Origin of the sequence: Peribacillus sp. Aquil_B1, from assembly GCF_022603275.1 — a bacterium.
GTDB lineage: Bacteria > Bacillota > Bacilli > Bacillales > DSM-1321 > Peribacillus.
The window spans coordinates 264,796-288,790 of sequence record NZ_JAKXEE010000001.1 but is presented as its reverse complement, the minus strand read 5'-3'; the positions used below and the strand labels follow the sequence as shown (position 1 = coordinate 288,790).

The window sequence follows — 23,995 nt, the reverse complement described above, 5'->3', positions numbered from 1 at the left end:
TACATTTTTTATTGGAGGAATGTAATATGGTTAAAGATAAAGTGGCGATCATTACCGGATCAGCTAGAGGAATCGGCTTTGAGATTGGAAAGATATTCGCTGAAAATGGCGCTAAGGTCGTTTTGTCCGACCTTGATCAAAACACAGTTGAAAAAGCTGCTCTAGACCTAAGGAACAATGGCTTGGAGGTTATCGGCTTAAAAGCTGACGTAACAAGTGAAGAGGATATAATCCAACTAATCAAACAAGCTAAAGACAAATATGGACGAATAGATATTTTCATCAATAACGCCGGCCTTCAGCATGTTGCTCCAATCGAGGAGTTTCCAACTGAAAAATTCGAACTGATGATCAAAATCATGCTGACCGCGCCATTCATTTCAATTAAGAACGTTTTGCCGATCATGAAAGAACAAGGCTTCGGCAGAATCATCAACATCTCTTCCATTAACGGTCTGATTGGATTTGCCAACAAAGCAGCGTACAATAGTGCCAAACACGGTGTAATCGGATTGACGAAAGTCGCCGCCTTGGAAAGCGCCTCTTTTGGCATTACCGTCAATGCCCTTTGCCCAGGATACGTAGACACGCCTCTCGTCCGCGGTCAACTGGAGGACCTGGCGAAAACAAGACAAGTACCGCTAGAAAGCGTTTTGGAAGAGGTCATCTATCCACTTGTCCCACAAAACCGCTTACTCGATGTAAGTGAAATTGCCGACTACGCCATTTTCCTGGCAAGCGACAAAGCACGGGGCATCACAGGCCAGGCAGTCGTGTTGGATGGCGGGTATACAGCTCAATAAAATGCATCTCTAAAACCCCGAATGAAGGACACCAAAAAAGGTGCTCTGTATTCGGGGTTTTCTGTCCTCATGGAAATGTGGAAAAATTTGGTGACAAAAAGAAACCTCCCATGTTACAGTAATATAGGGAAACCTCCCATTTTACACATATCAAAAGGAGGCCGCGTCATGATTATTAAGTGGGTTAGACTGCGATAATGAAAAGCGCAGGCCAATCATCATGCTCCGGAAAGTATATATTGATCTGCGCCATGGTAACGGCTATTGGATAATATTTAATACGGAGGTAAAAAACATGAGTGAACAAATACTGAAAATTAATAAAGTCGATATATGTACTGAAAGTTTTGGAAAACGTAAGGACCCTGCCGTGCTTTTGATCATGGGAGCGATGTCTTCATTAGATTGGTGGGATGATGATTTCTGTCTCCGCCTTGCCGATTCCGGGAGATTTGTGATTCGCTACGATCATCGGGATCTGGGACAGTCTACCGTTTATGAACCCGGTACCTCCAACTATACAATAACGGATTTGGCTGACGATGCCGCGGGTGTCCTGGACGCTTATTCCATAGAGCGTGCTTCAATCGTTGGGATGTCCCTAGGCGGTATGATCGGACAGATTCTTGCCTTAAGATATCCGGAACGCGTAACCACGCTTACGCTAATTGCATCAAGCGTGTTCGGGACTGTCATGGAAGAACTGCCTCCAATGGACCAGAGCATATTGGAACATCATGCAAAAAGTGCTTCCATTGATTGGTCAAATCGGGAGACGGTCATCGCTTATCTTGCGGATGGATGGAAAACTTTAGCCGGTTCCAAACCTTATGAGCAGGAAAGAATGTATAAACTGGCAAAAAGAGAGGCAGACCGTGCCAAGCAGCTGCCGAGCAGATTCAATCATGCCATGCTTGCTGGAGGGGACGAATATTATGATAGAATGGGTGAGATATCCATACCTGTACTCATTATTCATGGCACAGAAGATCCAGCCTTGCCATACGAGCACGGGCTTGCACTTGCAAAAGCCATCCCTCATGCAGAATTAGTGACACTTGATGGATCAGGGCACGAGATTCATAGTGAAGATTGGGATGAAATTATCGATTCAGTCATTAAGCTAACTTCGCGATAAATTAGTCATTAAAGAAGCCGACCAATAAAGGTCGGCTTTTTTTAAATACTACTTTAGCAGAAACCGCCATATCCTTGTACGGGGCTGCAACCGCCGCCGTAACCTCCGTCACCGCCGAAACAAGCCGCTCCAACGATGATTAAGAGTATAAACAATACGACTATAAAAGCGAAACCTCCACCAAATCCACCAACATCGTTACCGCAACCGCAATTTGATTCATGACCACAATTTGACAATAGAAACATCTCCTTATTTGTTTTAGGAGGAAAAAATTAAATGGGTTAATTCAACTTATGTTCTATTTAGGATAATGACACAAAAATCACCGAAAACTTTTTTAACCACCCTTAGGTGATCCGAAATAAAACAGTTTAACAGGGTATTGTTTAGAGATTTCATGTAGCTTCGCCTGACACAGCTCAGAACTTCCGGACACCTTATTACTCATTGAAATTTTTATTGTTTGTGACATCTAATTCCTATTAACTTCAGCTTATTTTAAAATGAAGCTAAAAAGGTCCGAGGTATTTATGATAAAAGGAAATTCTTATATTCTTGTTTTCTCCATGCTTGTTCTGTTGACAATAGTACTTGTTTCAACTACACCAATCATAATTAAAACCTTACTTGCTTTTATAACGATTGCGTTTTTATTTCCTGTGATTAGAAAGCTTCTGTTTAAAGACCATTTCAGAAAAATTAAAGTGGCATTCTACTCATCATTGACCTTTACAATTGGTTTATTTCTCGTCTCGATTTTTGAAGAACCATCCTTTAAATTAGATGGAGATTCATTTCAGATTATTCTTATTGTGCTTTTTTATACTTTAATGGGAAATTTCTTTTATGGCTTACCAGTCTCACTGATTGCTGAAATTATTTCAATGAAGTTTTTCAATCTTCGTTTTTGGTTATCTGGAGCAATACATATTGGTTTTGGATTGGCTACATACTTTATTGACCCAGGAGGTTTCTTTATCTTTGCGGTTATTTGCTCCATAATCTTTTTTGCACTAGATGAACTCACTAAAGTATATTCGACTTCTTATTGGACTAACCTGCGCCGCTACTAGTATTTTAGAGTGACCATAAAATGCATAGGCACAAAAAAAAGAAAAGGATTAAAAGAAATTAATCTCTTTTATCCTTTTCAAGCATCTCAATGACTCTATCAAGTTTTTGTTCTATTTTATTGGTTTGTTTTGACCTTGTAAGAAGAGACCGAACAAAAAAGTAAACAGCAAAAATCATCCCACACAACAAAACAAACATAATAAATTGATATACCATATCACCGATATTGTAACCCAAAAGAACTTCACCCCTTTCTTTTTTTTGTTTATCCATAACTCACGTCTACTGCACAGAACGTAGAGTTGACAAAATTATTCGTATAGTTTTTTAGATATCACTTTTAGTTCTTTATATATTTGTGTAAGTAATATTAGAATATGTAATGGCAATCCAACTGCAAGTCCCACCAATGGAGAATAAGGTCCAGCGAAAGTAAAGAGCGATAAAAGTGTAATAGTTACATATATAGAGATAATTAGAGCGTTCAAATAAAATTCCCCTTTTTTGGCTAATTATAGCATAATCTTCTTGCGAATTTGCTCCTTAGCTAACCTACTTTATCAGAACTGATTTTAAAAAAAAGTAATAATTTTACACTTTCCACTGGAACGTTTGTTCTACATGTGATATTCTTATAAAAACAAATAAAAAGATCAAATCGCAGCCAAATGATTTGATCCGTAATTATAAATAAAGGCCGGTTGTATCCGCGGGCCTAACACGGTTGTACCGCTGAGCCGAGCCATTTGCTAACGTTCAGGGTGCCGGTGATAAAAACAGCTACGAACTTCAGCTAAAGCACCCATTAGTTCTATAACGACTTTTTTATAGCCTTCTGTTATACCATCAACAGCAATTTCCTTTGTTTTCGCTGTCGTTACGCTCCTCTTAAGGTCAAAACATAATTCAACCGGTGCTTTAATAAATTGTTTATACTCAATAACAGTTATTTTCAATCTCCTTATATAAGCACTTTCTATCCATCATATAGATCGTTTAACAAATATTACCTAGCCCTCATTCCATCTTCCTGCCTGTTTGTTCCATAAGAAAAAGCTGCCTTAAGACAGCTCTTCGAATAGATTTTTTTCTACTTTTTTATAACAGGGATCCATATTTCACTTCTAAATGTTGGAGAGTTAATATCTTTATTTTCGTTCCAAAGGATTTCCGGCCCTTCTCTTTGTTCATAGTTAGAGGATGGAAAAAACTCGGAATAGATTCGTCCCCATACATTTTGCAGTGTTTCAGGAAAGGGTCCGACTGCTTCGAATACCGCCCATGTAGATGCATCCACTTTCAGCTGTGTTAAGTTATCTGGACATTCCCTCGTTGTTGCTGCGCCGATATAATGATCAAGCTCCCCTTTTTCCTCAAATCTGCCTTCGGAAAAGTTCGCAGATGCACTAAGCAGACCTAATGGCTCGACATTCGAAAGGTTTTTAAGTTCATTTATCGTTTTCTCGTCTAAACTTTTCCACATGGATGCAATCTCTGGATTAACCCCGTTAAAAATGATTGGAACTCTTTTTTTAATTCCAATTATGTGAAATGCCTCTTTTTCTTCAATTCGATAGTTCATTTCATTGCCTCCTTTAATGGATAATTGGAAGGACATCAGTGGATAGGCTTTAAGTGAATGGCCATTACTTCTCGCTTCTGTTGGTGTGATGCCATGCAAATGTTGAAACGCTCTCGCAAACGAGTCCGGTGAGCTGTATCCGTACTTTATTGCTATATCAATGACCTTTATGTTGTTATCTTTAAGCTCAAACGCTGCAAGTGTAAGTCGTCTTCGGCGGATATACTCGGATAGTGAAATACCTGCAAGGAAGGAAAACATCCTTTTAAAATGATATTCCGAGCAATAAGCTAGCCTTGCAACCTCTTTAAAGTCAATTTCGTTCGTAAGATTTTCTTCAATGAATTTAATGGCACCATTCATATTTTTGAGCAAATCCATTCAATGACCTCCCTTATATCAACAGAATAGCAGGAGTTGAAACGAATCATCCGACATTCTGTGCACGATTATGCAGGGTATAAACATTTTCTTTAGTTTAAGTACAAACCTTCACGATTTCTTATAGACTTTCAATAAAAAAGCAATTACTTTCTTTTACAAAAGGAATGGAAACCATCACACTGTAAGTCATTTTAATATTTCTATTTTTTATAAAGGACTACCTCAAAACCAATCCGCAATATTTTTTTAACGAACCTCTGTCATATATCGGTTATATAAATCATCACATTTTCCAAGGCATTCTAAATATAATTGTCTGATTTCTGATATAGGGCATAGTTTTATGTAACTTTCATCTTTTATTATCTTTATTAGTGGTTTCATTTCGTAATAATAACTATATTCTTGGTTATCTTTATTTAAAATGCTTTTATATCTTTTTAAAATAGTTATATAAGCATCGTCAATTAACCTGTATTCACATTTGGCTTTCTCTTGTTTATAAAATGTATAGATTTCTCTTCCGAAAAATTCACTTTCCGTAAAGAAGGAAGAATTTACTGGAGAATAATAAAGATACTGATCTTGATAAGGTCTCTTACTAATCTGCATTCTATGCCAATTTTTCACTTCTTTATACCGATCTCCTAAAGCTTTATAATCATTGGATATCGTTTTGGTTTGGAGATTCGATACATATTGAAAAATAGCAGAATTCTTTTCGTAGTCAGAAATAGTAGTTATAGAACACCAGCATATATAGTTATTATCCAATTTCCCAATAATGCAGACCTCTTGTTTGGGACTAATGTATATTTCAAAAGATACTTCCTTATCATCTACTTTATAATTTGGAACTACACTTTGATATTGCTTGATCAAATTAAATTTTTCCATTTTAATTCCTCTCATATCTTTTCGTAAACTTACTGTATTCCTGCATATAAGTCAGAATTTCTACTTCAGCTAAGCCCCTTTTGCTCTATAAGAAAAAAGCAATTCGTCACTGCCCCTTAGAGAACTTGTGCACCCGTTAATGAAAATACTCTTATTGTTGAAATGGGGATTTACGGACTTTTTGCATAAATAGCTCTGGATTATCAATCTGATTAAAACCATATTTTTCATATAATGAATGGGCATCATTAGTAGCTAACATAAACCTGCGAACCCCTTCAAGTCCGGAATGGTTGGTGATAACCTCCATTAACCATTTTGATAATCCTAATGTACGATAGTCAGGTAATATAAACACATCGCAAAGGTACGCATGGGTTGTTAAATCGGTTATTACCCTTGCAAATCCAACTTGTTCACCTCCTTCATTTTCTATTTCACCTTTATAAACCCCAAAACATAAGGTCGTATTTTCAATTGACTTTATTACTGTTTCCTTGGCAATTCCCTTTGACCAATAAGCTTCCTGATTCAAGAAATCATGTATTAAATCCACATCTAAATACTTTTTATTAGTGGAAATCGAAAACCCCTTAATATTCACCTTACATCTCCCCTTAAACTTTTTTAAATTTTCTGTAATTATACCAAATCACTGATCTTAATCTTTTGAACTACCCTGCCGAAATAGTTAAAAGTAATGCCTTAAATATAACTCGATCTTCAGCTAATGCACCAGTTAGTTAAGTAAGGCTTTAAGGGTTTCTTGGAAGAATTTTAATACAACAAGTATAACTAAGTAATCCGAAACAAATATTATACATGTTGCAAAATCAAAGGAGGTGGCTAAATGAAAGCACAACGAGCAGAAGAAATTGCTTCTTCACCAAATATGGTTAATGTAACCTATAATGAGGAAAGCATCTATATCGAGCACGTCGATGAACAAAATGGAACGGCTACAATCCATCCCCTTGATGATCCAAATAAAAAACAAAGTGTTTCCGTGACCAGCTTAAAAGAACAGTAATTTCCTTGATTCAATTAATAAACCTCCACTTTCGGGTGGTGGTTTATTGTTCGATTAAGTCCAATTACCATCTTATTAATTAATCCATTTCCATGTTGAACTACCCTGCCCCTATATTTGCATGAGAAAAAGGAGCTGCTGATCAGCTCCTAGGAATGAAAAAAGCAAGCAAATTCACAAAATTCGCTTGCCATTTTGGTTGTAGCTGACTTTTTCATACTATTTTAAGCGATTAATGATTAGTAAATCTTCAGCCGGCATTTCGTATGCACGATTACCAAGCTCTTGTTTTAAGCGTTCATTATCTTCATACTCTTCGGGAGTGAAGTCATTATTACGGCCTTTTTTCAAGTAATCATAGAAAATTGGGGGTAAGAAGTCTTCTTTTAATAACACTTCTACCGATTCGCCATTTTCTTTTGTGAATACATATGCATACCCTGTTGGACGGTATGGGTCATATTGTGCTTTTGGATAGTTTACATCAACAGTATATACCCCACGAGTTTTTGCACGTGTTACAAATTCAAATACATCACGGAATCCTGGTCCGCCATGACCGGAAAGAATCGAAAGATCTTTGCGGTTTGGAATCTCATCGCCGTATAATGCTTCAAATGCTGCTTCAACCACACGGAAACCTACACCTAGTGCCATATATGCTGCGTAGCCATGGTATTTTTTAATGTCTTCGAAAGAAATCTCGATTAGATCATCACGATCATAAATTTTAATGGTTCTCATCAACTTGTCTCCCAATTGCGTAATTTAATCCTATGGATTAGTGAAGTAGTTTTATTTACGTTCTAACAATGCTCCAGAATTTTCTTTGTTATATCCCCTTTACTAATCCATTGGAACATACCATCCAAAAAGCGTTCTGTCGCCGGCATGAAATATGAACCAAAGTGATAGTCTGGGTCCAATGTCGTTATGATCCAAGTGCCTTTTGTCGATTGCTCATCAATGTATAACACGGACCCGCCATCTATTGTTGATACAAGTGTCGTTGCATGAGCCGGAGGCCAAAACACACCGTGCTGGTGCCATGTGCAATCTTCTAGCGTCATATATTCAAAGAACGGCTGTTCAGCATTTTGCACACGTAATCCACTATCTGCATTTTCTTCAATCCACCACCAGAAATTCGTTGGGCGCTCCTCCCAGTTCTGGTTCGGGAGCCATTCCCAAGGCTGTGGTCCAAAGGCTATAATCGTTTTCCCTTCATCAGCAAAGTCACGAATTTTTTTCGCATTTTGAAGCAATAAATTCGAGTTTAACTGTGATGGCACAATTAGTACATCATACGGTGATAAATCTGTCTCGGCAAATTCAGGGAAGTAAATTAATTTGTCGATGAATTGCGCATATTTCGGCTCGTGGAATGTACGATAGTGTGATGAATGCCCACTATAAATAACTGCAATTTTCCTCATTTTACTTCCTCCTGTACAACTTCTTGCTCGAGTAGTGCCAACATTTGAGTTCTAATTTTACCTGTTGTTTTTCTCTCGCTCTTATAACCTAATAAACTACGTCCAGAATGAACAATGACCGTACCATTTGTTGTATGACGATCAATGTACGTAATGACCTTTCCATCTGTAAACGTTAAACAAACCTCCGCGTCTTTTGGAGCTTGGTAATAGCCGCGTGCAAAGAATCCTGCAACGCCTTTGTTATATACCATATCTTCTACTTCCACACCCTCAAAAAGTGATGCACCAGGAACTGGCTGTACGTAATAATCTTTATAACTATTAATTCTCGTTGGCATCATTAAGGAACAGCCTGGTAACCAATCGCGGAATAAGTGCCCGCAAAAAACAACTACTTTTCCATTATTCAAAAATTGAGAAATAACCTCTTTATGATTCAATAAGTATTCTTGATCAATAAATTCCGTAATATATAAAACGTTATACGGAGATAAGTCTGTCGTCTCTAGCTCATATTCATCAATTACGGTTATGTTCAATGAGTTATCTGCTGGTTCTTTTACGCTAAATGCATGAGACGGGTTCAATTCCAAAATGTTTAATTGACTCATTTATTCTCCCTACTTAACTATGGATTTTTTTCTATTTTCGAAATACAGACAAGCTTCCAGAAGATTTTTTGTGTAAGGGTGCTGAGGATTTTTCAATACCTCTGCAGCCGTCCCACTTTCAACAATGCTTCCCTTCTCTAACACTAAAACTCGGTCTGCTACATCTTCAATAGCTTGAATGCGATGCGTAATGTATAAAACACTCATATGATAGGAGCTTTGAAATTTTTTCAGCCATTCAATAATCGTTCTTTCTGTTTGTGGATCTAACGCAGATGTTATTTCATCGGCAATTAATAGGCGCGGATTACATAGCAATGCGCGAATAATGGCCATACGCTGCTTTTGTCCGCCAGAGCATTGATTCGGCTTATTTTTTAGAAGCTCAAGTGGCAATTCTGAATGGTTCATCATCGAAGTAATTTTCTTTAATGCTGCTTTCTTTGAATATTTTTGTAATAAAAGCGGCTCCATCAGGCTTTGTTCCATTGACCAAAATGGGTTGAAGGAGCGGTCTGGATTTTGATAAACATATTGTGTGCAGTTCATCGAGTTTTCTGTCCAGCACATCTCGCCTTGACACGGTTCATTTAATCCAATTATCAGCTCAGCAATCGTAGACTTACCAGAACCCGACTCACCAAGCAAACAAATAAATTCTTCTCTTCCTACACAAAAATTCACATCTTCTAACACAACATTATTTCCGAACTTTTTACATAAATTGCGAACCTCGAGCATTGAATAATACCTCCTCTTCCACATGCCCATCAACGATTGATAGCGTACGATCTGAAATGGCATAGGCTACGTCCATATCATGCGTTATAAATAATAAGCTAATATTGTAAGCTCTCACTTTTTCCTCAAGTAAAAGAACAATTTCTTTCTTTAAAAGCGGATCAAGTGCGCTCGTACATTCATCCGCAATAATGAATTTGGGCTTATTGGCGAAAGCTAATGCAATTAACGCCCGACTTAGCATCCCGCCCGAACATTCATGCGGATACTTTTCTAAAATATTTTTAGACAGCGATACTTCTTCCACAGATGCAACTGACTGATCCATCGTGATCCCAATTTCCAAGAACTGATCCTTTAGTTTTAATAATGGGTTAAATGCTGAACGGGCATCTTGATAAATATAGGCACATGTTTTCCAATAACAATTATCGGCAAATTGTGGATTTCTAACAGATTGTCCGTCATATTGGACATCCCCTGACCATGCATCAGCTGGTAATAATCCGTACATCGCACGAGCTAAAGTCGTCTTGCCTGAACCCGAAGGACCAATCAAGCTCACAATTTCCCCGCTTTTAATTTGGAACGAAACATCCGAAACAACCTTTTTCTTCTCAAAGGCAATATTGACATGATAGGCGGCTAAATCATCTACCTCATTCTGAATCGTATCAATTGTTACCTTTTTCAGTTTTGACGGTTTCTTCGTTTTTTCCTCAAGTAAAAACGCTAAGCTCATTGTTAAAATAGTAAGGAATAGCACCGGAGGGATAACAATCCAAGTCCAGCTTGAATTCAAGAAAATGGCTGGCTGTGAAAAGGCTTCATTCAACATGCTTCCCCATGAAATGAAATTCGGGTCACCAAGCCCTAAAAATGCCAGGCCCGCTTCCGTCAATATCGCTGACTTACATGTTAAGATAAATTTCGTCTTCACTATTGGTCGTAAATGTGGCAATATGTGTGCACGTAAAACATATAAGGAATTACCGCCGAATAAATGGGAAGCTTTCACAAATTCCCGTTCCTTCAATGTAAGGACAGCCGAACGTACTATACGCATATACGAAGGCCATGACAGCAAGCTTAATATAATGACAAGCTGTGCCATACCGCCTCCAGTGAACGAAATAATGATTAAGATCAATAGCAAATTAGGCAGTACCAATAATACGTTCGCAACTCCATTAATGACTTTATCCAGTATAGGAAAATACCCTGCTAATAAACCTAGTACTACAACTAAAATCGTCGAGCAGGCAGCAATGCATAGCCCAATTAAAATACTAGTTCGTGTCCCATAGATTAATTGACTTAAAATATCCTGTCCTAATCGATTCGTTCCAAGCCAATGATTAGCGGATGGGCTCAAAAAGGAAGTTGCATCATATGAAAAGGGATCGAACGGAACAAAAAATGGACCAATAAAAGCTACGATAAATAACATACCAATTACTATAATGGGCAGCTTATAGACCTTATTCATTTTTATTTCCTCCCTTAACACGCGGATCTAGCTTCGGATATAGAAAATCCGCTAAAGCATTGAAAAACAGTATGATGGCTGAAAATACAAAAAACAGTCCATGCATTAATGGATAGTCCCTTGATAACACTGCCTCTTTTAACAGCTTTCCTATCCCCGGATATGAAAACAACGTTTCTACAAAAATGGCGCCAGTAAATAGTGTACCTATACGAATCATCATTAATGTAAAAATCGGCAGCAGTGCATTTTTTAAAATATGGCGATACACTAAGCGATTTCGTTTAATACCTTTCATTTTCGCAAATTCAATAAATGGCGAAGAAATTACTTGGATCGTTTCATTTCTCACTAATAAGTATGTACTTGAAATACTTACAATCGTTAATGTGATGATCGGTAGCGCAGCATGCTGAGCATAGTCGACAAAGACCGCCCACCATGAATCCGAGCTTAAAAATGGTTTACTTGCACCGCTCATGGGCAGCATACCTAAATAAACAGCAAATACTACTAATAAAATCATTCCCATTAAAAATTCAGGTAATGCCCCAACTGCCATCATAGTTAGCATAAAGCGCCGATCACCACGTTTAAAATGGAACCAGCCTGACCATAAACCAAAAAGTATTCCGATGATTAATGATAGACTTGTTGAAATCCCTACTATCCATAATGTGTACGGTAAATGATTTAATACTATATCAGTAACGGGCTCCTTATAAGAAAACGAATAGCCGAAATCCAAATGCAGGAGCCCTCCTAGGTAATCGATGAATTGATCACTTAATGAAGCATTTAGGTTGTAATATTCAATCATGGAAGCCTTTTGTGCTTCGGTTAGCATCGGCCCGCTATCCAGGCCACTTAAATACTCAACAGGCCCCCCCGTCATAAGTCGAGGGAGAAAGAAATTGAGTAATAACAATATGACAAATACTGATCCGTATAGCGTCAATATTTTCTTAATCATTTGTAATCTACAAAGGCTGCTTTGTTATCCGTTAATGGAATACCATCCGCAATACCACCATGGGTATTGTACCAGCCAGAAAATACACTTGAATCATACAAGTAGTAGAATGGACGGTGGTATAACACAAGTGTTGGCAATTCTTCTGCTAAAATATCTTGCATTTCAGCAACTGTTGCTTTACGCTCTGCTTCATTTCCTTGTTTTAATTGTAGGCTTGCAAGCTCTTGGAACTTCTCGTTATCGAATACGCCTTTACCAGCTAGAGAGTTACTGGCTTGACCGCTAAACCATAAACGTAAGAAGTCTGGGTCACCGCTTAAACCGATATGCCCTGTAATTGTCATATCATAGTTCCCTTCAGCCATGGCCGTTGAGAATGTCGCTGAGTCGACTGTTTGAATATCAAGTTGAATTCCAACATCAGATAGCATTGATTTCATTAATTCAGCTTCTTGAGAAGTTGAAGAAACCAGTACGCTTAAATCTAAATCTTCACGAATACCGGCATCATTTTTTTCGTAACCGAGCTTATCCAGAATGGCATTTGCTTGTTTAACATTATGATCATATTGTTTCACGTCTTTTTTATACCAAGTTGAATCTGGCGGAATAACACCGGCGCTACCAACCATTACTTCTGAGTTACCAGTTAATTTTTCAGCAATTGAACCGCGATCTAATGCATAAGCAATCGCTTGACGAAGATTTTTATCGCTTAATTGTTCGTTTTCCAAGTTGAATACGATACGAACGGCGCTGCCAGTAGGTTCGCTTTTCAGAACATCATAGCCTAATTCTTCAAGCTGTTTCACTTCTGTATAGTTAAATGTCATACCGCCATTGATTTCTTTGTTTTGTAAAGATAACATACGGTTTTCAGTTGCTAAATATTGAACTTCATCCACCGTCACGTCACCTTTGAAGTAGCTTTCATTTTTCGCAAATTTATAATTACCTGTTGTAGAATCATAGCTATCAAGTGTAAACGGGCCAGAGCCAATTAATGCTTCATCCTCTTGATACTCTAATGGTTGTTCAACATTTGACCAGATATGTTCTGGAATGATCGGTAACATACCGGCTATTTCAGAAATGAACGGAACATACGGCTCTGCCAGAGTGATTTTCACTTCATTGTCAGAAATTTTTTCTGCAGAAGCGACTTTTGTCATATCTGCATTCCATTGAAAAGTATTTTCTTTAAAATAGTTATAGGAGAATACAACATCATCCGCAGTTAATGCTTCCCCGTCATGGAATGTTACATCTTTTTCTAATGTAAATGTATATTCCAAATTATCTTCTGATACTTCCCATGATGATGCTAACCAAGGAATAACCCCAGTATCATCCTTCCAAGTTAACGTATCGAATAAAAATGAGTTACGTAAAAATCCACCCGGACCATTTGTACCAAAGGTAAACGGTGATGGAAACCCACTGTTTTGCCACCCGATTTTCACAATTTTCTTACCATCCGATTCAGTTTTTGAAGTGCTAGAAGATGACTCATTTGATTGTGAGCATCCGCTTACAATTAAAAGTACAGCAACGAATAAAAATAATATTTTCTTCAAAATGTTAACTCTCCTTCTCACCTCTATTGAGATTGATAATTATTATCAACTAGGTACGGAACTAATTCTAATCCAAATAAATATTATTATCAAGTATTTAAATAAATTAAATAAAGGTTAAAAGTGCCAAATCTAGGATGGAAAGTAAAAGTGATAAAATGGGTATTCCTATCCACTCCAAAAGAGGAAGAATCAGGATTTTGACATTTACAACGTTTAGACAGAAATCCTTGTTAGGCACCATCCAGAAACATAACAAAAAAAGCCAACATCAATTGTTGACTTGAATTCCGCAACCTGCACCACAAAAATGAATTTCGATGGGCTAAGTAAACTTTTAATAGTATTACTTATATATTTCATTTTCTAATATAATCACTTTTTCCCCATTCGCCGCTTTCCCAATTTGTTTCGTATTTTCAACCAAGCGAAAAATATTATCACAGCATTGTTTGGTGCCGATAATTAATAAGGGCACACCTATAAAATCAATTTTTAATGCTCTTGATAAATATCCCCCTATAGACATGGCAATAGGTACAGTTGGTGATGTATTGGAGAATACTATTTTTTCGTTAAAATGAAATTTCTCTTCTAGTAGTAAAGTCAATTCTTTTAATGCCGGAACAACAAGTTTCTCTCTTTTATGTCCCATTGTATAAACGGAATTGCCCTCTTCATCGGTCCCGCGAAAAATCAGCTTTCCAAACTCTTTTTTCGTTAATTTATTAAAATATTTTACATTTAATATCTCTTCCGAAGTTAGTTTTCTTTCCGATTGAGGCAATTGTTTTAAATGATAGGCGGCAGCCAGAGACGTGGTATGTGTACCCCCATAATCATTATAGATATAGATCATGAAATCATCCCTAATAGTTTTTTTACTACTATTATGGTCATATACTCCATTTCCGATTCAGTTACCTTTGTGCTGTCCGATTAATATCTTCCTGTCCTTGGATCATCATTAAAAATAAAAGAGTACACCTATCAGTCACGAATGATAAGGGCACTCTTTTATTGTTTTTATTATTTATAAACTGGGGTATGTATAGTAAAGGGTCCTAAAATCCTCCCAAACCTAGGGATGGGACAGAAAATTTTATTAGCTCATCATTGATTGTTTCTTTTTTAATCGGGGCAGGCAATACTGTGTTCCTAACATCAGCGACCGCGTTAAGGTCAAAGGATTTTATTGCTTCCCCCTCTTGGTTCATGATTGAGAGAATTCCATCATTACTCGTTTTTAGACTAGGTTGATCACTGATTAAATGAGTATAGTATAAGTCTTCGTTCAGCGTATAGGAATTGGAATAGTCCGCTGAAAAAAGTTTGCTTTTTTTATCAATTTTGCCTGATTTAAAGTTTTCAAAGCCATAGTTGAATAAAAGCTTGGTATCAGCGTAGGCAACCTTGTCTGAAGGAGCTTTTAGAGTGACTGCAATCAATTCCTGTTCTCCTCTGGTGGCAGTGGAAATCAGGGTGTAGCCGGATTGACTGACGAAACCGGTTTTCCCGCCGGTTATTCCTTTATAGGGGAGTTCGCCTTTTAACATTTTATGATGGGTAATGAGAGTTGTGTTCCATGTTTCCACTTCCCATGGTAAATCCTTCTTCCCAAAATACTCACGGAACGTTTCATTTTTCATTGCATATTGGGTAATTTTCGCAAGGTCACTAGCTGTAGTTACATGGTCTTTGTCAAACAATCCATGGGGGTTCGTAAAATGAGTATCGGTGACGTTGACTTCTTTTCTTAAAAACTCATTCAAATCTTCCATGAACCGTTTTTCACTGCCAGACATATGCTCGGCAATTGCGATGGCTGCATCATTTCCGGAGTTGATCAGCATGCCTGCAATTAATTTGGAAAGCTCTACTTCCTCCCCAGGCTCTATAAATACCGAAGACCCGTCTGCCTTCGCTGCTTTCTCGCTGACAGTCACTAGTTCATCCATATCCCCGTGTTCTATAGCATATATCGCCGTGGCAAGTTTCGTTAGACTGGCTGGATACATACTTTTATCCATGTTTTTTTCGTATAATACTTTTCCACTTTTCGCATCAATAATGATCCCGGCTTCACTATTGAGGGGCAAGTCAGATTCTGCACTTACCTTCGTAGATACGAAAGGGATTAAAGCCAAAATGATGATGATGAAAAACTTTTTCATATGCCGCTCCTTTGATGATAGTTAGATCTTATATAGTCATAATAAAATAAATCTGAATGTTTAGAGTTGATTTATTGAAAGTGAAATACAAAAGTAATTACCCCTTAATAATTTTGGAAACATTTCGGGGAATGGTCTTCATGTTCTTTCCTGAAATAACTTTATAAGGGTTGTAACCCTTTTAGTGGAGTATCCATCTAATCCCCATTATACGGATTTTTTAACAGCTCACTAAATATCTGGAAGTTTCTTTTCATGAAAAAACCCTTCAAATTGAAGGGCTCTGGCTGTAGAAAAACTCTAAGAAAAGCGAGTTTGACTGCAGTTTTTTCTTTTAAAAATTCAAGTTGATTTCAGAAATCCGCTCCCTTTCCGCCGACTGTCTGCCAAGCGTCTGTGGGGTCTCGGCTAGCCAGTTATTCGGCAGGAGTGTCGCAAATTTCTTCCATCCATTAAGGAGTACAGGAAAAAACATGAAGGATAAACTAGTCTTAAACATGGTTTAGATGAGCCCGGCCTGCGGTTTTTCTTTCAAAACACAAAGTTGATTGGAGCGGGTGTGCGAGACTCCTGCGGGAAAAGCGCGTCGAGGGGAGACCCCGCAGGCGTAGTGCAGAGGCTCCCCGACCGCCCGCGGAAAGCGAGTACCTTACGCTCCAATCGTCGTTCCCTGTTTTACAAACCTAAATAAAAATTGAGCAGACTTGTTTTTCATCGAGTTTGTCGACAGTCTCAATCTTCAAACTCTGAAGGGATATTTACTTTATAGGTAGAATTCTGTTATGTTTTCATTTTCATTCCTAATAACAGACATTCCACTTTTACAATCGGTTTTCTTGATAATATAAATATAATGGTTACAGATATGACTAATAAAACATAATATTGGCCACTTTCTTTGATCCAATCATAAATAAATGAGTTATAAACATATTCCAGAAAAAACATATGAAAAAGATAAATAACTAATGTAATGGATCCTATTTCAGTAAAAAAAGTATGCTTTCTAGGGACAATACAAAGAAAACAATACGTTGCCGCTCCCATGATTACATAAACGATCAACTTATATATAAAACCGAGGGCAATGGAACCTTCCATTAATTCCTTATAACCTAAACGGCCATAAAACCATTCCCTCCAAGTCGTTTCCCCATAGAAATAAATACCAATAAAGAGTAACCCTAGTACAGCCCAGCCGATTAGGGCATTCCTTTTCTTTTTAACCCATTCAAACTGATCCTTTTCTAAAAAATGTCCAACTAAAAAGAAAGGAAAGAAAAAGAACGTTCTAGACAAACTTAGCCATTCATTCACTTCACCAAAGTAACCGATGATGAGAGAGACAATGATTGAAGAAATGATCCCATATTTCCTTGAGGAAAATATAAACAATAATATATTCCAGCAGAATAAGCTTATTAGGAACCATAAGGCCCATCTTGGAGTCAGAATTGTGAATTCAATTGGTTCATCAAATAACCTCTGATAATAGAAGGTATAAATCACCTGGAATATTACATAGGGAATTAATATTTTCTTAATTAGCCCCCAGAGGTCCTTTTTACTTTTTATCTTTCTTGAAAAATAGCCGGATACTAAAATAAAAGCTGGCATATGAAATGAAAAAATAAACAAATAAATCGTTAAAATCCATTCATTTTCTTCTACCATTCTTGCTAATGTGTGTCCCAAAACAACTAGCACGATTAAAACAGCCTTCGCATTATCAAAATACGGATCACGTTTCATGAAATCTTACCCCCTATAAAGAAACTACTCGTTCTATCTTCTAATCCTCAATTATGGTTTGAATGAAAAAGCCGGCTTTCCTCTAATATAGGATTGCCGGCATTTTACTTAAGGAACTTCATTGGAGTATCTACCATATCACAGCTTGTTTACAGGATAGTTAATGGAAAATAACAGTTTGATAACAAGAGACTTAAACAAAAAACCCCACCCGCCAATTGGCTTATGGCGCTAACGCACCCGTTAATGATTCGCCGGAATGAACAATCACTTCCAAAATCAAATCCTAAGCAGTTCCAGACGTTTTCGCCTTGCCAAAACGGGTAGTGTATTATAGAAGCATGAGTATGATAACGTCTCTCTATAGGAGGAATGTTCATGAATCCGGTCATTTTGTTTGATGGTGAATGCAACTTTTGCGATTCGAGTGTCCAGTTCATTATAAAGCGGGATCCGCAGGGGCTTTTTCATTACGCTTCGCTTCAAAGTGAGGCGGGACAAGAGTTGCTGAAGAAGTATGATGTTCCTGCAGATATAGATAGCATGGTCCTGATCGAAAGGGATAAGGCCTACTATAAATCGTCTGCAGCCTTGAGGATATGCCGCCGCTTACAAGGGGCATGGAAGTTGCTTTACGGCTTCATCATCGTTCCAAGCTTCATCCGGAACTTCGTTTATGATTTCATTGCCAGGAACCGTTACAAATGGTTCGGAAAGAAAGAAGAAAGCTGTATGCTGCCGTCGCCAAGTGTTCGAAAGCGATTTTTATAAATGCCTCATCAACAAACAAAAAGGACTTCAAAGTATTCGAGGTCCTTTTTGTTTGTATGAGAAATGGTCAATTTTCTATATCAACAAAAAAAGGACGATCAGCGCTCACGGCTTTTCGTCCCTTTCACTGTGTAAATGTGGAGTATCTCCATAAATGGTTGGCCGTAGGATGCGCCATCATTTCGAGCCCTTTATTTTCCGCCAGGTGCAGGGGTTCCCAGTTTTGTTCATCTACCCCCTTTAGGTAGACTTCGTGATGCGGTGCCTGATCATGATACCCGGCTATATTGATTTCGCCATTTCGGTAAAAGGTCCCGATCACTTTATAGTCCACGGCAGGCGAAATGATGATCGGGTTGCCTACAGAGTGTGTCAGCTGGATTGTCGTTTTCTCATGATTGGATAATACGCGCTTCACTTCAATGTCTTCATCCGAGGCCACTCCCTCCTCAAGGAACTCGCCATCATGGTTGTATGCCTCACTTTTCCCGACCGCTTTGGAAAATTCAATCTCGGCTTTTCTTTCCTTTTCGTGAATGTACACATCGACCCTGGTCCGGAAACGGGGTGAAACAGGATCAAACCCGCGGTTGTCTCCTTTAAAATAGGGAACCTTTGAGGCCAGATTGGGGTTTTTCAGCCACTCTTCCGGTAAAAAGGTGGTATAGCGCAGCTGCCAATTTCTTTTCTTTTTACCGTCCGCATCCTTTTCAACTGGCTGTAAAAGCTGTTTTACAGGTCCAATCTTTTTCGTATTCGTTATTTCCTCGATCGCGGCTTGTGCTTGGGATGAACCTTTTTTTATGGCTCCTACAATACTCGCTATAAGTGACTTCACGGCATAGGACTCCTGCTCTGAACGCGGAAGGGGCCGTTTGGCTTTAATGGTATATGTGTATTCCTGATCTTCACTAATACTCCGATCACTAAAGGAACATCCACCCACTTTCCCGATATCCACGCCGTTTCTGTAAATCGTATACTCTTTTATTCCCTTGATGGGCTCCCATTCCAGGCTGGCTTGGCCTTTTGCGACAATCGTGGTGAATACCAAATCCAAAAGGATATTATCTTCTTTTTTACTCTGGGCGGTCGTTGATGTCTGTATCTTCATCCTGTTCACTGCCTGATTTTTTTCATTCAAGCTATCTATCATGTACGTGTAAATGGTTCCTGGAGTCAATCCCCGATCTGCCAGCCTTGGCTCCCGGCCACTGTAGATCAGCTCTTGCCCCCTAAATACCCGATAGTAACCGCCTTCATCAGGCCAAATAAGCTTTATGGAATCTTCTTTCCGTTCGATCTTACACATCAATGAAGCCGTTTTGAATAAAGCTTGATGCTTCCTCTTATTGGAAACCAGATAAGCGATTCCCGCAAGACCAAGAGCTAGCAATGAATGCCTTGCATTGAATGTAACTCCTCCTACTTTTAAACGGGGAAATGAATAATGGGCAATCAACTTCTTCATCACCTCTTCCTTTTCTGGGTGTTATTCTTTACCCACTTTAATCCCTGAGCACACTTTGCAATGTGCTGTTAAGGACAACTTGCTAGCATGAAAAAAACCGAGGGAATGGTTACTCCCTCGGTCATTTATAAGTTTTCTGGATTATATTTTAACGGCGGCTTTTTTCCCCGCCTTTGCGTCCTGCTTCTTCACGGCTCATTTTTCCATCATCGGAATCATCACGTTGATTTCCACGTGCCTCTCCGCCTTTTTCGCCGATTTCCTGATAGAATTCCTTGCCATGACTGTCGGATGTCGCTTCTCCGCCTTTTTTACCAATCTCTTGATAGAATTCCTTATCATGATTTTCGGATGTCGCTTCTCCGCCTTTTTGGCCAATCTCTTGATAGAATTCCTTATCATGATTTTCGGAAGTTGCTTCTCCGCCTTTTTGGCCAATCTCTTGATAGAATTCCTTATCATGATTTTCGGATGTCGCTTCTCCGCCCTTTTGGCCAATCTCTTGATAGAATTCCTTATCATGATTTTTTGCTGTTGTTTCTCCACCTTTACGTCCTGCTTCTTCACGACTCATTTTCTCATTGTTGTTAGCCATTAAAAATTCCTCCTTATTATTTGGATTTTTCATGTACTAGCTACATATGTCATGTACCCGTTTGAACAGCTGTAAAACTAGATTCAGCTAAAAACTTCTGGTCGCCTTTAGCGGTGACTTTTTCCAAGTTCAATCATCGGAACGATCACGTTGATTGGCTCTAGCCTCTCCGCCTTTTTTGCCAATTTCCTGATAGAAATCCTTATCATGATTTTCGGAAGTGGCCTCTCCGCCTTTTTGACCAATCTCTTGGAAAAATTCCTTATCATGACTTTTTGCTGTCGCTTCCCCGCCTTTGCGGCCTGCTTCTTCCCTGCTCATTTTTTCATTGTTGTTAGTCATTAAAACTCCTCCTTATTGTTTGGGTTTTTGATGAACTAGCTACAGTTTTATGTATACCCGATAGATTTGATATAAAACTAGAATCTATTAAAACTTTTCCACTTCAAAAGGAAAAGCATCATGGATGATAACACCCATGATGCTCCCCGCTTATCCTTAACCTGACTTGGGAATCCCTTCTCGCAGGCGATCTGGCAGCTCCACAAGGGTTTCATTCAAAGTATCCAATTTCGTTTCAATCCTATGAAGCAAATAAAGGGTAACAATGATCGGGAACCCAATATCACTGACAAATGGCAGGATTTGATCCACTTTTTTTCACCTCTCTTCCAGGGTGACCAACAAGACCCGTTCGTTAGATAAGTTCCAGTTCCTCAACATTCCGCTCGACAAGGCGTGCCGCTTTCAAATCGACGAAATTCCCGGAAGATGTAACGAACACGTTCCCCGCAATGATTTGTTCCATTGCCAGTTTAACTGTGTTAACTCCGACCGGCTCCTTCGGATTATCAACGGAAATCGTTGCTGACTTTCCTTCCGCTGTAACGAAAATCAATTCCAATACTTTAGCCATTTCACATCACCTCCCCCTCTTCCGACATCTTTCGAAAAACCGTTTAGCCAATCAAAGAATACGCATCCACCCTGGTCACTTCACCCATTGGATAATTCTGTACACTTGCGATTGCAACTGCTGTCGAAAACAGCTGGTCCGCCGTCGCCTCGACCTTGATGTTTGAAAATGTCCTCCGCTTGATAACGAGAGCCCCTTTTTCGTTTAACCCCGTCTCAAAATCGATCCGCAACGTACTTGATACTGGAATTTGATTTGCCATATCACTCACCCCCTTTCACACTTTATATAAACTTTTTCATGATGAAAGTAGCATGGTCTTGAAACTTTTCGGGAAACGCATAAAAAGCTCCCCATCATTTGGGCAGCTCTAAATCAGGAGATCCTTTTAAACAAATTTTAAATACTCTACTTATGAATTGTCTTCTTTTTTCATTAACAAATCCTTCTCAATTACGTGCGGTTTTTCTACAAAATTAATTCTTCTCATTATTTGTTGTATGACTCTCGGAAAAAAGTAAGCTCCAAAGAAAGCACAGATAAAAGCCTGTGACCAAGTTTTTAACCATGTAGATAGGAATATATGATCATAACCTCTATTTATTGAGACTAATATGAATGAAATAAAAAAGGACATACTAAATGCCATTAAAAATGCAAAAATTATATTTCTGTACTTAACGTTAATATTCATTATTTTTCTGCTTCAACTCCTGATTTAATAATTTTAGGTTCCTTGATATTTTTAATTTTCTGTTGTTCTGTTCCCAACTCTATTTTATTTCTTCCATTTACATTAGTAAAACCAATTTTTATAATAGATCTATTAGAATTTCTAATGCAAAGGAGTTAGTTAGATTGAATTCGTATTATGCTTTTATCAAAACCATAGAAACAGGCAGTTTTACAAAAGCTGCTGAAGAACTTGGCTATACGCAGTCCGCCATTAGCCAAATGGTGCATTCATTAGAGGAAGAGCTTTCTACCACTCTTATTTTACGCTCTCGAAAGGGTATTACTCTGACACCAGATGGCGAGGAATTTTTGCCATATATCCGGAAGATTTGTAATTCACATAGAGAACTGACTGAAAAGCATAAAGAAATGGAGGGACTGCAAAGCGGCCTTATTCGAATTGGCACCTTTTCCAGTGTTACATGTCATTGGATACCGGGATTGATCAAAGATTTCAAGGAACTTTACCCAACTGTTCATTTCGAATTACATCAAGGAAATTATACGGAAATCTCAAACTGGGTTAAAGAAGGCAGCGTAGACTTTGGCTTTGTAAATTCAAATGTTACAGATCTAACTACGATTCCCTTGCAAGAAGACCAAATGGTGGCCGTAATGCCAGTAGATCACCCTTTAGCGTCATCCACTGAAGTCTCCTTGGAGGATTTGCTAAAAGATCCTTATATTCTGTTGGATGAGGGAGTTATACATGAACCATTAATCATTTTTAAACAGAACAATTTTGAACCTGATACACAATACCGGGTATATGACCCTTATGCGATTATGTCGATGATTGAACAAGAGCTTGGCATTTCGATTTTACCGAAACTGCTCTTACATAAATGTCCCTATAATATTGTAACGAAAGCCATCGCTCCTTCTATTATCCGAACAATTACTTTGGCATACAAAGATAAAAGGGTATTGCCCATAGCAAGCAGGTATTTTATTGACTTTATCATTGAAAGGTATAAGGAAGCTTAATAAAAACCCTTCCAAAATAACCCTCTATTTATATTATCGTTTTGCTTTTCAGCTTATTTTCCCTTTTAATCATTTTTTTATAACTGACCTTTTTGATGCGAAGTTAAATTGCATTTGGCTTTAAATGGCACGTCATGTTCGCCTTTTCTGGGAAATAATAATCACGAAAGGAAGTGGATGTTGATGTCATTAGAATGGTTTGACAGAGTAAGCGGGGAATTGCAGGATCATCTTCAATCAATTTGTGAAAAATACGACCGCAATGGCAGTTTGATCGTGGAGCGCGGGTCTAAGCATCCACGCATCGAGTTTTATACAGAGCTGGATGACAATGAGCGGGATTATTTTTCCACGCTGTTTTTTGATCCGTATAATGAAGAATTTTATATGGAATCATTCGAGCCCGATTTAGGGCAGATCAGCAAGGTCATCCTTTCGGACATTGAAGATATCGTCGATGCTGTCCATGAGAGCTTCCATAACTATTTGGAAGCGGATGATGATGATGATGATTACGATTATGAATATGATATGGATGATGATAATGAGGATGTGTATGATCCTGACGGCGACGATTCCGATATATACGAAATCGATGTAGATTGGGAAACGCCTGAAGTGACCGCCTATATCCAGGATAATGAAGTGGAGGTCACCTACCAATTCGGTATCGTTCAGGAAACAGGTGATGGTGTGCTGAAACGGATCAACCGGATTCGGACAGCGGATGATGACCTGATAAAGGATGAAACGAATTTCATTTTCAGCAAGGAAGAAGCAAGTACGATCATCGCCATGATAGCCAGTCATATGGATTCACTTAGTGAAATGGAATAAAACCAACAAAACC

General features: G+C 38.4%; 29 protein-coding genes and 1 pseudogene. 7 read left to right on the top strand and 23 right to left on the bottom strand.

Going from position 1 to position 23,995, the window contains the following annotated elements:
* Nucleotides 1-26 precede the first annotated feature (26 nt).
* Together MPH60_RS01450 and MPH60_RS01445 are read left to right on the top strand one after the other, a co-directional pair.
* Entirely contained in the window at nucleotides 27-803 is a 777-nt protein-coding gene (locus tag MPH60_RS01450) for a 3-hydroxybutyrate dehydrogenase (protein ID WP_034309729.1), read from the top strand.
* A 295-nt stretch (nucleotides 804-1,098) separates the two neighbouring features.
* Nucleotides 1,099-1,941 (top strand): alpha/beta fold hydrolase, encoded by an 843-nt coding sequence (locus tag MPH60_RS01445; RefSeq protein ID WP_241589228.1) that lies wholly within the window; start codon nucleotides 1,099-1,101, stop codon nucleotides 1,939-1,941.
* 53 nt (nucleotides 1,942-1,994) lie between these two features.
* Here MPH60_RS01445 and MPH60_RS01440 read toward each other — a convergent pair whose 3' ends face one another.
* On the bottom strand, nucleotides 1,995-2,180 hold the full coding sequence (locus MPH60_RS01440; protein WP_272492781.1) for a YjcZ family sporulation protein: 186 nt from the start codon (nucleotides 2,178-2,180) through the stop codon (nucleotides 1,995-1,997).
* Nucleotides 2,181-2,474: 294 nt separating this feature from the next.
* On the opposite strand from MPH60_RS01440, the gene MPH60_RS01435 reads away from it, so the two are divergent.
* On the top strand, nucleotides 2,475-3,017 hold the full coding sequence (locus tag MPH60_RS01435; RefSeq protein ID WP_241589230.1) for a hypothetical protein: 543 nt from the start codon (nucleotides 2,475-2,477) through the stop codon (nucleotides 3,015-3,017).
* A 58-nt stretch (nucleotides 3,018-3,075) separates the two neighbouring features.
* Here the strand turns inward: MPH60_RS01435 and MPH60_RS01430 are convergent, their stop codons facing one another.
* The 5 genes from MPH60_RS01430 to MPH60_RS01410 all read right to left on the bottom strand — a co-directional run bounded on the left by MPH60_RS01430 (nucleotide 3,076) and on the right by MPH60_RS01410 (nucleotide 6,485).
* Entirely contained in the window at nucleotides 3,076-3,291 is a 216-nt protein-coding gene (locus MPH60_RS01430) for a DUF4083 domain-containing protein (RefSeq protein ID WP_241589231.1), read from the bottom strand.
* Nucleotides 3,292-3,767: 476 nt separating this feature from the next.
* On the bottom strand, nucleotides 3,768-3,974 hold the full coding sequence (locus tag MPH60_RS01425; protein WP_241589232.1) for a hypothetical protein: 207 nt from the start codon (nucleotides 3,972-3,974) through the stop codon (nucleotides 3,768-3,770).
* Between the two features lie 134 nt (nucleotides 3,975-4,108).
* A complete protein-coding gene (locus MPH60_RS01420; RefSeq protein ID WP_241589233.1) occupies nucleotides 4,109-4,981 on the bottom strand; it encodes an AraC family transcriptional regulator in 873 nt (290 codons plus the stop codon).
* A 249-nt stretch (nucleotides 4,982-5,230) separates the two neighbouring features.
* On the bottom strand, nucleotides 5,231-5,881 hold the full coding sequence (locus tag MPH60_RS01415; RefSeq protein WP_241589234.1) for a hypothetical protein: 651 nt from the start codon (nucleotides 5,879-5,881) through the stop codon (nucleotides 5,231-5,233).
* A gap of 151 nt (nucleotides 5,882-6,032) precedes the next feature.
* A complete protein-coding gene (locus MPH60_RS01410; RefSeq protein ID WP_241589235.1) occupies nucleotides 6,033-6,485 on the bottom strand; it encodes a GNAT family N-acetyltransferase in 453 nt (150 codons plus the stop codon).
* 246 nt (nucleotides 6,486-6,731) lie between these two features.
* Here MPH60_RS01410 and MPH60_RS01405 point away from each other — a divergent pair, with 246 nt between their 5' ends.
* Nucleotides 6,732-6,911 (top strand): small acid-soluble spore protein H, encoded by a 180-nt coding sequence (locus MPH60_RS01405; RefSeq protein ID WP_101223203.1) that lies wholly within the window; start codon nucleotides 6,732-6,734, stop codon nucleotides 6,909-6,911.
* Between the two features lie 219 nt (nucleotides 6,912-7,130).
* Here the strand turns inward: MPH60_RS01405 and MPH60_RS01400 are convergent, their stop codons facing one another.
* From MPH60_RS01400 to MPH60_RS01355, 10 genes are all read right to left on the bottom strand, one after another.
* Nucleotides 7,131-7,655, bottom strand: coding sequence for a hypothetical protein (locus MPH60_RS01400; RefSeq protein WP_241589236.1), 525 nt, complete (start codon nucleotides 7,653-7,655; stop codon nucleotides 7,131-7,133).
* Nucleotides 7,656-7,717: 62 nt separating this feature from the next.
* On the bottom strand, nucleotides 7,718-8,347 hold the full coding sequence (locus MPH60_RS01395) for a hypothetical protein (RefSeq protein ID WP_241589237.1): 630 nt from the start codon (nucleotides 8,345-8,347) through the stop codon (nucleotides 7,718-7,720).
* Nucleotides 8,344-8,961: a phosphate starvation-inducible protein PhoH gene (locus MPH60_RS01390; RefSeq protein WP_241589238.1), complete on the bottom strand. Its 618-nt coding sequence runs from the start codon at nucleotides 8,959-8,961 to the stop codon at nucleotides 8,344-8,346. Before MPH60_RS01390 ends, MPH60_RS01395 begins: the two co-directional genes overlap by 4 nt.
* A 9-nt stretch (nucleotides 8,962-8,970) precedes the next feature.
* Nucleotides 8,971-9,702 (bottom strand): ABC transporter ATP-binding protein, encoded by a 732-nt coding sequence (locus MPH60_RS01385; protein WP_241589239.1) that lies wholly within the window; start codon nucleotides 9,700-9,702, stop codon nucleotides 8,971-8,973.
* The gene (locus MPH60_RS01380; protein WP_241589240.1) at nucleotides 9,677-11,191 is read right to left on the bottom strand and encodes an ATP-binding cassette domain-containing protein; all 1,515 of its coding nucleotides are present in this window, start codon (nucleotides 11,189-11,191) and stop codon (nucleotides 9,677-9,679) included. Before MPH60_RS01380 ends, MPH60_RS01385 begins: the two co-directional genes overlap by 26 nt.
* A complete protein-coding gene (locus tag MPH60_RS01375; RefSeq protein WP_241589241.1) occupies nucleotides 11,184-12,164 on the bottom strand; it encodes an ABC transporter permease in 981 nt (326 codons plus the stop codon). The genes MPH60_RS01380 and MPH60_RS01375 overlap by 8 nt, the downstream gene beginning before the upstream one ends.
* Nucleotides 12,161-13,744: an ABC transporter substrate-binding protein gene (locus MPH60_RS01370; RefSeq protein ID WP_241589242.1), complete on the bottom strand. Its 1,584-nt coding sequence runs from the start codon at nucleotides 13,742-13,744 to the stop codon at nucleotides 12,161-12,163. Before MPH60_RS01370 ends, MPH60_RS01375 begins: the two co-directional genes overlap by 4 nt.
* Nucleotides 13,745-14,090: 346 nt before the next feature.
* Entirely contained in the window at nucleotides 14,091-14,603 is a 513-nt protein-coding gene (locus MPH60_RS01365) for a DUF3189 family protein (RefSeq protein ID WP_241589243.1), read from the bottom strand.
* A gap of 205 nt (nucleotides 14,604-14,808) precedes the next feature.
* A complete protein-coding gene (locus tag MPH60_RS01360) occupies nucleotides 14,809-15,918 on the bottom strand; it encodes a D-alanyl-D-alanine carboxypeptidase family protein (protein WP_241589244.1) in 1,110 nt (369 codons plus the stop codon).
* 780 nt (nucleotides 15,919-16,698) lie between these two features.
* Nucleotides 16,699-17,670: an acyltransferase family protein gene (locus MPH60_RS01355; protein WP_241589245.1), complete on the bottom strand. Its 972-nt coding sequence runs from the start codon at nucleotides 17,668-17,670 to the stop codon at nucleotides 16,699-16,701.
* Between the two features lie 378 nt (nucleotides 17,671-18,048).
* Between MPH60_RS01355 and MPH60_RS01350 the strand changes: the two genes are divergently transcribed.
* The gene (locus tag MPH60_RS01350; RefSeq protein WP_137020835.1) at nucleotides 18,049-18,441 is read left to right on the top strand and encodes a thiol-disulfide oxidoreductase DCC family protein; all 393 of its coding nucleotides are present in this window, start codon (nucleotides 18,049-18,051) and stop codon (nucleotides 18,439-18,441) included.
* A gap of 124 nt (nucleotides 18,442-18,565) precedes the next feature.
* Here the strand turns inward: MPH60_RS01350 and MPH60_RS01345 are convergent, their stop codons facing one another.
* The 7 genes and pseudogenes from MPH60_RS01345 to MPH60_RS01315 form a co-directional block, all read right to left on the bottom strand.
* Nucleotides 18,566-19,912 carry a DUF3238 domain-containing protein gene (locus MPH60_RS01345; protein WP_241589246.1) on the bottom strand — a complete coding sequence of 449 codons (1,347 nt, stop codon included), beginning with the start codon at nucleotides 19,910-19,912 and terminating at the stop codon, nucleotides 18,566-18,568.
* Between the two features lie 148 nt (nucleotides 19,913-20,060).
* A complete protein-coding gene (gene gsiB / locus MPH60_RS01340) occupies nucleotides 20,061-20,507 on the bottom strand; it encodes a glucose starvation-inducible protein GsiB (protein ID WP_054399809.1) in 447 nt (148 codons plus the stop codon).
* 141 nt (nucleotides 20,508-20,648) lie between these two features.
* A pseudogene (locus tag MPH60_RS01335) lies at nucleotides 20,649-20,849 on the bottom strand (KGG domain-containing protein); the annotation flags it as partial.
* Between the two features lie 156 nt (nucleotides 20,850-21,005).
* Entirely contained in the window at nucleotides 21,006-21,161 is a 156-nt protein-coding gene (locus MPH60_RS01330) for a YvrJ family protein (protein WP_057913045.1), read from the bottom strand.
* Between the two features lie 43 nt (nucleotides 21,162-21,204).
* On the bottom strand, nucleotides 21,205-21,423 hold the full coding sequence (locus MPH60_RS01325; RefSeq protein WP_241589247.1) for a DUF2922 domain-containing protein: 219 nt from the start codon (nucleotides 21,421-21,423) through the stop codon (nucleotides 21,205-21,207).
* Nucleotides 21,424-21,466: 43 nt separating this feature from the next.
* Entirely contained in the window at nucleotides 21,467-21,685 is a 219-nt protein-coding gene (locus MPH60_RS01320) for a DUF1659 domain-containing protein (RefSeq protein WP_241589248.1), read from the bottom strand.
* Between the two features lie 150 nt (nucleotides 21,686-21,835).
* Nucleotides 21,836-22,072, bottom strand: coding sequence for a DUF2798 domain-containing protein (locus MPH60_RS01315; protein WP_272492789.1), 237 nt, complete (start codon nucleotides 22,070-22,072; stop codon nucleotides 21,836-21,838).
* Nucleotides 22,073-22,281: 209 nt separating this feature from the next.
* Between MPH60_RS01315 and MPH60_RS01310 the strand changes: the two genes are divergently transcribed.
* Together MPH60_RS01310 and MPH60_RS01305 are read left to right on the top strand one after the other, a co-directional pair.
* Nucleotides 22,282-23,145: a LysR family transcriptional regulator gene (locus MPH60_RS01310; protein ID WP_241589249.1), complete on the top strand. Its 864-nt coding sequence runs from the start codon at nucleotides 22,282-22,284 to the stop codon at nucleotides 23,143-23,145.
* 183 nt (nucleotides 23,146-23,328) lie between these two features.
* Nucleotides 23,329-23,982: a hypothetical protein gene (locus MPH60_RS01305; RefSeq protein ID WP_241589250.1), complete on the top strand. Its 654-nt coding sequence runs from the start codon at nucleotides 23,329-23,331 to the stop codon at nucleotides 23,980-23,982.
* Nucleotides 23,983-23,995: the final 13 nt, after the last annotated feature.

Excerpts from the sequence above, each read along its gene's own strand:
- gsiB (WP_054399809.1), bottom strand. The coding sequence starts at position 20,507 with ATGGCTAACAACAATGAGAAAATGAGTCGTGAAGAAGCAGGACGTAAA.
- MPH60_RS01345 (WP_241589246.1), bottom strand. The coding sequence starts at position 19,912 with ATGAAGAAGTTGATTGCCCATTATTCATTTCCCCGTTTAAAAGTAGGA.
- MPH60_RS01355 (WP_241589245.1), bottom strand. The coding sequence starts at position 17,670 with ATGAAACGTGATCCGTATTTTGATAATGCGAAGGCTGTTTTAATCGTG.
- MPH60_RS01415 (WP_241589234.1), bottom strand. The coding sequence starts at position 5,881 with ATGGAAAAATTTAATTTGATCAAGCAATATCAAAGTGTAGTTCCAAAT.
- MPH60_RS01315 (WP_272492789.1), bottom strand. The coding sequence starts at position 22,072 with ATGGCATTTAGTATGTCCTTTTTTATTTCATTCATATTAGTCTCAATA.
- MPH60_RS01360 (WP_241589244.1), bottom strand. The coding sequence starts at position 15,918 with ATGAAAAAGTTTTTCATCATCATCATTTTGGCTTTAATCCCTTTCGTA.
- MPH60_RS01305 (WP_241589250.1), top strand. The coding sequence starts at position 23,329 with ATGTCATTAGAATGGTTTGACAGAGTAAGCGGGGAATTGCAGGATCAT.
- MPH60_RS01380 (WP_241589240.1), bottom strand. The coding sequence starts at position 11,191 with ATGAATAAGGTCTATAAGCTGCCCATTATAGTAATTGGTATGTTATTT.
- MPH60_RS01320 (WP_241589248.1), bottom strand. The coding sequence starts at position 21,685 with ATGGCAAATCAAATTCCAGTATCAAGTACGTTGCGGATCGATTTTGAG.
- MPH60_RS01395 (WP_241589237.1), bottom strand. The coding sequence starts at position 8,347 with ATGAGGAAAATTGCAGTTATTTATAGTGGGCATTCATCACACTATCGT.
- MPH60_RS01350 (WP_137020835.1), top strand. The coding sequence starts at position 18,049 with ATGAATCCGGTCATTTTGTTTGATGGTGAATGCAACTTTTGCGATTCG.
- MPH60_RS01435 (WP_241589230.1), top strand. The coding sequence starts at position 2,475 with ATGATAAAAGGAAATTCTTATATTCTTGTTTTCTCCATGCTTGTTCTG.
- MPH60_RS01325 (WP_241589247.1), bottom strand. The coding sequence starts at position 21,423 with ATGGCTAAAGTATTGGAATTGATTTTCGTTACAGCGGAAGGAAAGTCA.
- MPH60_RS01420 (WP_241589233.1), bottom strand. The coding sequence starts at position 4,981 with ATGGATTTGCTCAAAAATATGAATGGTGCCATTAAATTCATTGAAGAA.
- MPH60_RS01400 (WP_241589236.1), bottom strand. The coding sequence starts at position 7,655 with ATGAGAACCATTAAAATTTATGATCGTGATGATCTAATCGAGATTTCT.
- MPH60_RS01405 (WP_101223203.1), top strand. The coding sequence starts at position 6,732 with ATGAAAGCACAACGAGCAGAAGAAATTGCTTCTTCACCAAATATGGTT.
- MPH60_RS01450 (WP_034309729.1), top strand. The coding sequence starts at position 27 with ATGGTTAAAGATAAAGTGGCGATCATTACCGGATCAGCTAGAGGAATC.
- MPH60_RS01445 (WP_241589228.1), top strand. The coding sequence starts at position 1,099 with ATGAGTGAACAAATACTGAAAATTAATAAAGTCGATATATGTACTGAA.
- MPH60_RS01375 (WP_241589241.1), bottom strand. The coding sequence starts at position 12,164 with ATGATTAAGAAAATATTGACGCTATACGGATCAGTATTTGTCATATTG.
- MPH60_RS01365 (WP_241589243.1), bottom strand. The coding sequence starts at position 14,603 with ATGATCTATATCTATAATGATTATGGGGGTACACATACCACGTCTCTG.
- MPH60_RS01390 (WP_241589238.1), bottom strand. The coding sequence starts at position 8,961 with ATGAGTCAATTAAACATTTTGGAATTGAACCCGTCTCATGCATTTAGC.
- MPH60_RS01385 (WP_241589239.1), bottom strand. The coding sequence starts at position 9,702 with ATGCTCGAGGTTCGCAATTTATGTAAAAAGTTCGGAAATAATGTTGTG.
- MPH60_RS01430 (WP_241589231.1), bottom strand. The coding sequence starts at position 3,291 with ATGGATAAACAAAAAAAAGAAAGGGGTGAAGTTCTTTTGGGTTACAAT.